The sequence below is a fragment of the Pseudonocardia lutea genome, assembly GCF_042658055.1.
Taxonomy (GTDB): domain Bacteria; phylum Actinomycetota; class Actinomycetes; order Mycobacteriales; family Pseudonocardiaceae; genus Pseudonocardia; species Pseudonocardia lutea.
The window spans coordinates 25,800-33,596 of record NZ_JBHSQK010000069.1 but is presented as its reverse complement, the minus strand read 5'-3'; the positions used below and the strand labels follow the sequence as shown (position 1 = coordinate 33,596).

6 protein-coding genes are annotated in these 7,797 nt (G+C 74.2%); 1 reads left to right on the top strand and 5 read right to left on the bottom strand.

The features are described 5' to 3' along the window. Nucleotides 1-74: 74 nt before the first annotated feature. Nucleotides 75-1,178: a C40 family peptidase gene (locus ACFQH9_RS24055; protein WP_379569230.1), complete on the top strand. Its 1,104-nt coding sequence runs from the start codon at nt 75-77 to the stop codon at nt 1,176-1,178. Nucleotides 1,179-1,400: 222 nt separating this feature from the next. Here ACFQH9_RS24055 and rutA read toward each other — a convergent pair whose 3' ends face one another. Genes rutA through ACFQH9_RS24030 form a run of 5 tightly spaced genes read right to left on the bottom strand, consistent with a single transcriptional unit; the run spans nt 1,401 to nt 7,796 of the window. Next, nucleotides 1,401-2,453, bottom strand: a complete 1,053-nt coding sequence (gene rutA, locus ACFQH9_RS24050; RefSeq protein WP_379569208.1) for a pyrimidine utilization protein A — start codon at nt 2,451-2,453, stop codon at nt 1,401-1,403. Then, entirely contained in the window at nt 2,408-3,508 is a 1,101-nt protein-coding gene (locus tag ACFQH9_RS24045; RefSeq protein WP_379569207.1) for an LLM class flavin-dependent oxidoreductase, read from the bottom strand. The genes rutA and ACFQH9_RS24045 overlap by 46 nt, the downstream gene beginning before the upstream one ends. Beyond that, on the bottom strand, nt 3,501-4,892 hold the full coding sequence (locus ACFQH9_RS24040; protein ID WP_379569206.1) for an MmgE/PrpD family protein: 1,392 nt from the start codon (nt 4,890-4,892) through the stop codon (nt 3,501-3,503). Before ACFQH9_RS24040 ends, ACFQH9_RS24045 begins: the two co-directional genes overlap by 8 nt. A 59-nt stretch (nt 4,893-4,951) precedes the next feature. After that, complete coding sequence (locus ACFQH9_RS24035; RefSeq protein WP_379569205.1) at nt 4,952-6,592, bottom strand: amidase; 1,641 nt, start codon at nt 6,590-6,592, stop codon at nt 4,952-4,954. Nucleotides 6,593-6,620: 28 nt separating this feature from the next. Beyond that, entirely contained in the window at nt 6,621-7,796 is a 1,176-nt protein-coding gene (locus tag ACFQH9_RS24030; RefSeq protein WP_379569204.1) for an acyl-CoA dehydrogenase family protein, read from the bottom strand. Nucleotide 7,797: the final 1 nt, after the last annotated feature.

Below are 7,797 nucleotides of genomic sequence, written 5' to 3'. Positions count from 1 at the left end.
CCCGGCGCGCCGCCGAGGACACCCTGCTGTCCCCTCCGGGTGTCCCCGCCCGGACCCACGGGCCGAGCGCCCCGGTGCCCCCGGCCGACGCGGCCGACGTGCGGGCCCGGCCCGTGGGTCCCGCCGAGCCGCCGGCCGCCGTGCCCCAGCCCGGGCCCCGGCCCGGGCCACGGTCCGTCGCGCAGCCCGCGGCGCGGCCCGTCCCGCCGGCCCCTCCGGCCGACGCTCCCCCGGCCGGCCTGACCGGCTCCTTCTTCGCCTCGGGCCTCGCCCGCGGCCGGGGCCCGGCCCGCTCGGGCCTGGGCGGCGACGGCATCTCGACGACGGGCGTGCTCCCCGCGCTCGCCGCCGCGGTGCGCTCGCCGAAGGCCGTCGCGGCCGCGGCGACGGTCACCGTCCTGGGCGCCACCGCCGTTCTCACCGGCCTGCCCACCCCCGGCGGCGAGATCGCCCAGACCACCGGCGCCGACTCGCCGACCCTGCGCCTGGCCGCGGCCGACGCCACCCTGGACGCGGACACGGACGGCAGCGGCGGCTCGGCCGCCACGGACGACCGGCCCACCCAGGTCGTCCAGGCCGTGCAGGACGGGCCCGGTGCCGTCGGCGGCTCGATGCAGTCCGCCTTCGGCACCGCGATGGGCACGCTGCCCCAGGTGTTCGAGAAGGCCGACGCCGCCCGGATCGCCGCGGTCCAGAAGGCCGAGGCCGACCGGACCGCCGAGGAGCAGCGCTCCGCGCTGCGCCGGGCCGCGCAGACCGCCCGCGGGGCGGTGGGCGACACCGTCGACGACGCGGTGGACGACGCGGTGGACGGAGCGGTCGGGCAGGCCTCCGGCGTCGGTGCGAAGGCCCTCGCGGCCGCCCGCGGCAAGCTCGGCACGCCCTACCAGTGGGGCGCCAGCGGCCCGAACGCCTTCGACTGCTCGGGCCTGACCTCGTGGGCGTTCAAGCAGGCCGGGATCAGTATCCCCCGGACCTCCGCGGCCCAGTCCACCTTCGGCACCGCGGTGAGCAAGGACCAGCTGCAGCCCGGCGACCTGGTATTCTTCTACTCGCCGGTGAGCCACGTGGGCATCTACATGGGCGGCGGCAAGATCCTGCACGCCAGCACCAGTGGCGAGCCGGTGAAGATCTCCGACATGTCGGCCATGCCGTTCCACAACGCCCGGCGGATCTGACCGGGCGGGAGACCGTCCACCCCGGGGGCCCGCGCCGCGCGACCGGGCCCCCGGGGTCGGAGGACGCTCAGTATCGATGCCCGCTCCGCGAGCTCCGCTCAGCGTCGATACCCGCTCCGCGAGCTCCGCTCAGCGTCGATACCCGCTCTGCGAGCTCCGCTCAGCGTCGACACCCGCTCCGCGAGCTCCGCTCAGCGTCGATACCCGCTCCGCGAGCTCCGCTCAGCCGAGCAGCGGCTTCACCTTCGTGCCGAAGTCGTGGACGCCCTTCTCGAAGTCGTCGAAGGTGAACATCATCCCCTTGACGCCGGGCATCCCCGCCACGAGGTCGATCTGCCGGGCCACCGTCTCGTAGCTGCCCACCAGGGTGGCCATGTTGAAGTTCACGGCCCCCTCCGGCAGGTTGATCATCTTCGCGGTGCCGCCCGAGTCCGTGCCGCTGTCCTTGCCGCCCTCGTCGGCCATGTAGCCGAGCGCCCCGGCGTCGGCGCCGGCCTGGTAGGAGTCCCACTTGGCGCGGGCCTCCTCGTCCGTGTCGGCCATGATCGCCATGAACAGCGGGAGCGACCCGACGTCCCGCCCCGTCTGCTCCGCGGCCTTGGCCAGCCGCTGGGTGGGCTCGCGGTAGACCTCGGGGTCGTTGACGCCCGGGCTGAGGATGAAGTTGTAGTCGCCCTGCTCGGCCACCATCCGCATGCCGCGGTCGGACTGCCCCGCGCAGACGATGTCGATGTGCCCGCTCGGCCTCGGCGAGAGCACGCAGTCCTCCATCTGGAAGTACTGCCCCTTGAAGTCGCTGCGGCCCTTCTCCCACAGCTCCCGCATGACCTGGACGTACTCGGTGGAGTAGTCGTAGCGGTAGTTGTAGTAGTCGTCGCCCGGCCACAGGCCCATCTGCGAGTACTCGCCGCTGGCCCAGCCCGACACGATGTTGATGCCGAAGCGGCCCGGGGCGATCGAGTCGATCGTCGTCGCCATCCGGGCCACCATCGCCGGCGGCAGGGTGAGCACCGCCGTCGAGGCGTAGAGCTTGATCTTCTCCGTGACGGCGGCGAGGCCCGCCATCAGCGTGAACGACTCCAGCGCGTGGTCCCAGAACTCGACCTTGCCGCCGAAGCCGCGCAGCTTGATCATCGACAGGGCGAACGCGAAGTCCTGCGCCTCCGCCTCCTGCACGATGCGCTTGTTCAGCTCGAACGTGGGCATGTACTGGGGCGAGTTCTCGGAGATCAGCCAGCCGTTGTTGGCGATGGGGATGAAGACGCCGAAGTCCATGACGTGTCCTTCTTCTCGGGGGCTGTGCCATTGCCGTCGGGGGTACCGGCCGGGGAGGACCGGAGCACGGGGGCCACCTCGCGCGCGAGCAGCTCGACGGAGGCCAGGGCGTCGCCGACGGGCATGCCCGCCCAGTCGGTGCGCAGCACGAAGTGATCGACGCCCAGGTCCCGCCACGGCAGCAGCGCCGCGAGGCAGTCCTCGGGTGAGCCCACCACGAACCGGTCCTCCGCGAGGTCCGCGTAATCCCGATCGAACGATTCCTTCACGGGCATGACACGGTCCTGGCCCCAGTCGGCGTAGACCTTGTACTTCCCGGCGAGGTACGGGCGGGCCAGCTCGATCGCCCGCTCCCGCGTGGGCGCGCAGTAGATCTCCCGCATCAGCGGCAGCTCCCGCACCGGTTCCCGGCCCGCGGCCGCCCGCTCGGCGCGGAACAGGTCGAGCTGGCGGCGGATGGTCGCCGCCGTGGCGTGCGGGTTGATCATCCAGGTGTCGGCGAGCCGGGCGGCCCGTCTGACCGCGGCATCGGAGTTCGCCGCCATCCAGACGGGCGGGCGGCCCGCGGGCAGCGTCGTGGAGCGCACGCCGTCGAGCCGGCACCAGTCGTTGTCCGCGTACACCGGCTCGCCGGACCACATCTCCCGGACGATCCGCAGGTTCTCCTCGAAACGCCGGACCTTCTGCCGCGGCGGGATCCCGAAGGCCGCGTACTCGACCTCCCGGTACCCCAGCCCGACGCCGAAGACCGACCGGCCGCCGCACACGGCGTCGAGGCTCGCGAAGTTCTCCGCGGTGTCGACGGGGTTGTGCAGCGCCAGCAGGTGGATGCCGGTACCGATCCGCATGTCCCCGGCGTCGGCGGCGAGCCGGGCGAGCCAGGGCAGCGGCTGGATGTGCGAGAACGACTCCGGCAGGTGGTGCTGGCCGGCGAAGACCGAGTCCAGCCCGCCGTCGCGGGCAGCGCGCACCAGCGAGAGCTGCTCGCCCAGCGCCGCCACCGGGTCCCGGCCCGCCGGCTGCTGGTGGGTCAGGAAGATCCCGACACTAGCCACGGCAGGCCTCGGCGAAGTCGGCGGCCGGGGTGTCGTCGCCGAGCGACAGCACGGCGTCGAGCACCCGGTCCGTGGTCGCGGCGTCGGCGACCCGGCCGATGGTCTCCCGGAACTTGGCCACGACCTCCGCGTTGGTGAGCGGGCGCTCGTCGTGCCCGCGGTTGACCTGCTCGCGGTGCCGCAGCACCCGCCCGTCGGCCAGCTCGATCTCGACGGCGCCGGAGTACGCGGCCGGGAACGCGCTGTCCGGGTCCTCGGAGACCCGCACCTTCTGCGCGAGGTCGAGGATCGCGGCGTCGCCGAGCGCGTCGTCCTCCAGCTCGGCCAGCGTGAACCGGTCGCGGGTCAGGGCCGCGGCGACGACGAACGGCAGGCTGAACTTGGCGTCGTACTCGTCGCGCGGGGCCCACTTCGCCTCCGCCGGCTCGCAGACGACCTTGCCCGGCACCGGGTGGATCGCGCAGCGGATCTCGGTGATCGCGGTCTCCCCGATCTCCGGGCGCAGCAGGAGCACCGAGTCGGCGAACGCATGGATGAAGTGGCAGATCGGGTAGGGCTTGACGGCCGTGCGCACCAGCTCCCAGGTCTCCCCCAGCCGGTCGCCGACGGCCTCCGGGTGGGTCTCGCGCCCGGCCAGGTGGGTGTTGTAGAGCCCGAACCGGCCCTCGTAGACGGCGGGCGGGCCGCTCCAGCCGGCCTTGGCGAAGCTCGCCGCGGTCAGCCCGGACATCGCCGCCCAGCCCGGGTGCAGGCGCTTGGTCCAGGCGCCGTCGGCGAGGAACTCCAGCAACCCGGCGCTCATCGACCCGACGACGCCCTGGGCCGCGGCCAGGCCGGCCGCGTCGAGCCCGGCGATCTTGCCGGCGGCCACGGAGGCGCCGAACGCACCGGCCACCGCGGTCGGGTGGAAGCCGACGTCGTGGAAGCCGCCCGCGCCGCCGATCCCGACCCGCGCGGACACCTCGACGCCGAGGATGTAGGCCAGCAACAGGTCCTCGGTGGTCGCGCCCCGGCCCACCGCGGCGGAGAGCGCTGCCGGCAGGGCGGCAGCGGAGACGTGCGTGACGGCCGGGATGTGCGTGTCGTCGAAGTCCATGCCGTGGATCAGCACGCCGTTGAGCACCGCGGCGTCGCGCGGCGAGAGCCGGTCCGGCATCCCGAGCACCGGGTGCGTGCCGCCACCGAAGGCCGACAACGCCTCCAGCGCCACCGTCGGGAACCCGTACGCCGTCGACGCGAAGGCCAGCCCGACGGCGTCGAGGATCAGGTGCCGGGCGCGCTCGACCACCTCGGCGGGCACGTCGGAGAGCTCGGCGCGGGCGGCGAACCCGCCGACCTGCGCGGCGAGGGTCGTGGTCGTGGTCTTCTCGGGGCTGAGGGTCATGGGTGAGCCTCCTGGTCGAGGGCGGACGATACGTCAGACGTATGCGCGCTGGGAAGGGGTCACGCCGAGATCGGGGGCGTGCGGAGGTGGTGGTCGGTGCGGTCCTGGAAGAGCTGGGCCGCCCGGAGCGCGGTCGCCTCGCCGTGCGGCGGGGCGAGGAGCAGCGCCGAGACCGGGCAGCCGTCGGGCGCGAACCCGGTGGGCACGGCGAGGCCCGGGGCGCCGGTGAGGTTGCCGAGCATCGTCGCGCGGGACTGCGCGGCGTAGAGCGGGTACTGCTCGCCGTCGACGGTCACGGTGCAGTCGGGCAGCCGCGGGGCCGTGGCCGGCGTCGTGGGGACGACGACGAGATCGGCGCCGGCGAACACGGCCGCGAGCTCGGCCTGCAGCTCCGCGCGGAACTGCAGGGCGCGCAGGTAGTCGCTCGCGGGCGTGGTGATGCCCTGGCTGATCCGCCTGACGGTGACCGGGTCGTAGTCCGCCCAGCGGGCGGCGTCGATCCGGTGCAGGGCCGCGGCCTCGGTGAACACGACCTCGTAGCCGATGGGCAGGGCCCGCTCGGCCGACGGGATCTCGCCCGGCACGATCTCGGCCCCCGCGTCGACGAGGACGTCGGCGAGCTGGGCGACGCCGGCCCGGACCGCGCCGTCGCAGAGCTCGGTGAGGTAGCCGCCGGGCAGGGCGATGCGCAGGCCGCGCAGGTCCGTCGGCGGGCGCAGCGGGAGGTCCGGCATCCGCGGGTCCACGCCGTCCGGTCCCCGGAGCAGGGCGAACAGCAGCGCGACGGTGCGGGCGTCCCGGGCCAGCGGGCCCACGGTCTCGGTGGTCCACGACAGCGGGACCACCCCGGTGCGGGGGATCGCGCCCGCCGTCGGCTTCAGCCCGGTGAGACCGCACCAGGCCGCGGGCAGCCGGACCGAGCCCCCGACGTCCGTCCCGAGGCCGAAGGGGACCGCGCCCGACGCCACCGCCGCGGCCGTGCCGGTCGAGGAGCCGCCGGCCCACCGCTCGGGGTCCCACGGGTTGCGGCAGGCACCGGTCAGCGGCGGGTGCGGGCCGCCGACCGCGAACTCCGTGGTCGCGTCCTTGGACACGGGGATGGCGCCGTGCGCCTCGAGGCGCGCGACGACGCTGGCCGAGGCCGCCGCCGGAGGGGCGTCGGCGCGGGTGCGGGAGGCCGCCGTCGTCGGGACGCCCTCCACGTCGATCACGTCCTTGACCGCGAACGGCACGCCCTCCAGGAGCCGTGGGGCCCCGCGGCGGTCCGATCCGGCGGCCTGCGCCGTGGCGCGCTCGTGCAGGAAGCGGATGGTGCAGTTCAGCTTCTCGTGCACCCGCTCCAGCCCGGCGAGGGCGGCGGCGACCCGCTCCCCCGCCGAGGCCGTCCCCCGCAGCCGCTCCGCCGTCGCCCGCAGTCCGGCGGCGCCGTCGAGCGATAGCCCGGCGAACCCGTCGAGCCCGGCCTCGTGCGTCGCCGCGGCCGGTGCGCCGCTGCAGGGACCGGGGCCGGGCACGGGTCCCCGCAGCCAGGCCTCGCCGCGGAACGGGTCGGCGGTCTCCGGGCGGACCGGCAGCTCGCGCAGCGCGGCGGCGGCGGGCTCGGCCGCCGCCACCGCCTCGACCATGTCCTTCACCTGGGCCGGGTCCAGGGTGTAGCCGAGCCGGGCCGCCAGGGCGCCGAGCTCCTCCGGCGAGCTCATGCCGGGCCCTCCTCCGTGCGGGTTCCCGTCACCGGATGGTCGCCTTCCCGGCGAGCAGGGCCTTGGCGACGACGCCGCGCAGCACGTCGTTCGTCCCCTCGCCGATCGACATCAGCGGGGCGTCCCGGTACAGCCGCTCGACCTCGAACTCGGTGGAGTAGCCGTAGCCGCCGTGGATGCGCATCGCGTCGGTGGCGCAGGCCAGCGCCTGCTCCGAGGCGAAGATCTTGGCCATGCCGGACTCGGTGTCCATCCGCACGCCGTCGTCCATCCGCGAGGCCGCCCAGTAGGTCATCAGCCGCGCCGCCTGCAGCCGCACGGCGATCTCCGCCAGCCGCATCTGCACGGCCTGGAACTCGCCGATGGCCTGCCCGAACGCGGTGCGCTCGCGGGCGTAGTTCAGCGCCTCGTCGTAGGCCCGCTGGGCGATCCCGACGGACCGCGCGGCGATGTTGATCCGCCCGGTCTCCAGCGAGGACAACGCCTGCTGCATGCCGCGGCCCTCGATCCCGCCGAGCAGCTGCGAGGCCGGCACCCGGACGTCGGTCAGCACGACCTCGCACGACTCGGTGCCCTTGTAGCCGAGCTTGCCGATGTCCTGCGTGACCTCGAAGCCCGGCGTCCCGGCCTCGACCAGCAGGATGCTCATCCCCTTGTGCGCGGGGGCGGCGCTCGGGTCGGTCTTCACCAGCACCGGCAGCGGGTCCGCGTACCGGGCGTTGGTGATCCACATCTTGGTCCCGTTGACCACGTACTCGGCGTCGTCCCCGGAACCCTCCTTGCGGGCGACGGTCCGGATCCCCTGCAGGTCGGTGCCGGCGCCGGGCTCGGTGAGCGCGATCCCGGTGCGGCGCATGCCTGTCGCCAGGTCGGGGAGGTACTTGGTCTTCTGCTCCTCGGTGCCGTGCCGGGCGAGCATGAAGCACGACACGGAGTGGCTGCCGAGGATGCCGGCGATGCCCATCCAGCCGCGGGAGATCTCCTCGAAGGTCAACGCGAAGGACACCGTGTCGGCCGCGAGCCCGCCGTACTCCTCGGGGACGGCGAGCCCGAACAGCCCGAGCTTCTTCATCCCCTCCACGATCTCGGTCGGGTAGCGCCCGGACTGCTCCCAGTCCCGCGCGACCGGCACGATCTCCTTGTCGACGAAGTCCCGCAGCGTGTCCCGGAACAGCCGCTGCTCGTCGTTCAGCTGGAAATCCATC

Coding starts and splice junctions, on each gene's coding strand:
- ACFQH9_RS24035 (WP_379569205.1), bottom strand. CDS start 6,592: ATGAGCTCGCCGGAGGAGCTCGGCGCCCTGGCGGCCCGGCTCGGCTAC.
- ACFQH9_RS24030 (WP_379569204.1), bottom strand. CDS start 7,796: ATGGATTTCCAGCTGAACGACGAGCAGCGGCTGTTCCGGGACACGCTG.
- rutA (WP_379569208.1), bottom strand. CDS start 2,453: ATGGACTTCGGCGTCTTCATCCCCATCGCCAACAACGGCTGGCTGATC.
- ACFQH9_RS24040 (WP_379569206.1), bottom strand. CDS start 4,892: ATGACCCTCAGCCCCGAGAAGACCACGACCACGACCCTCGCCGCGCAG.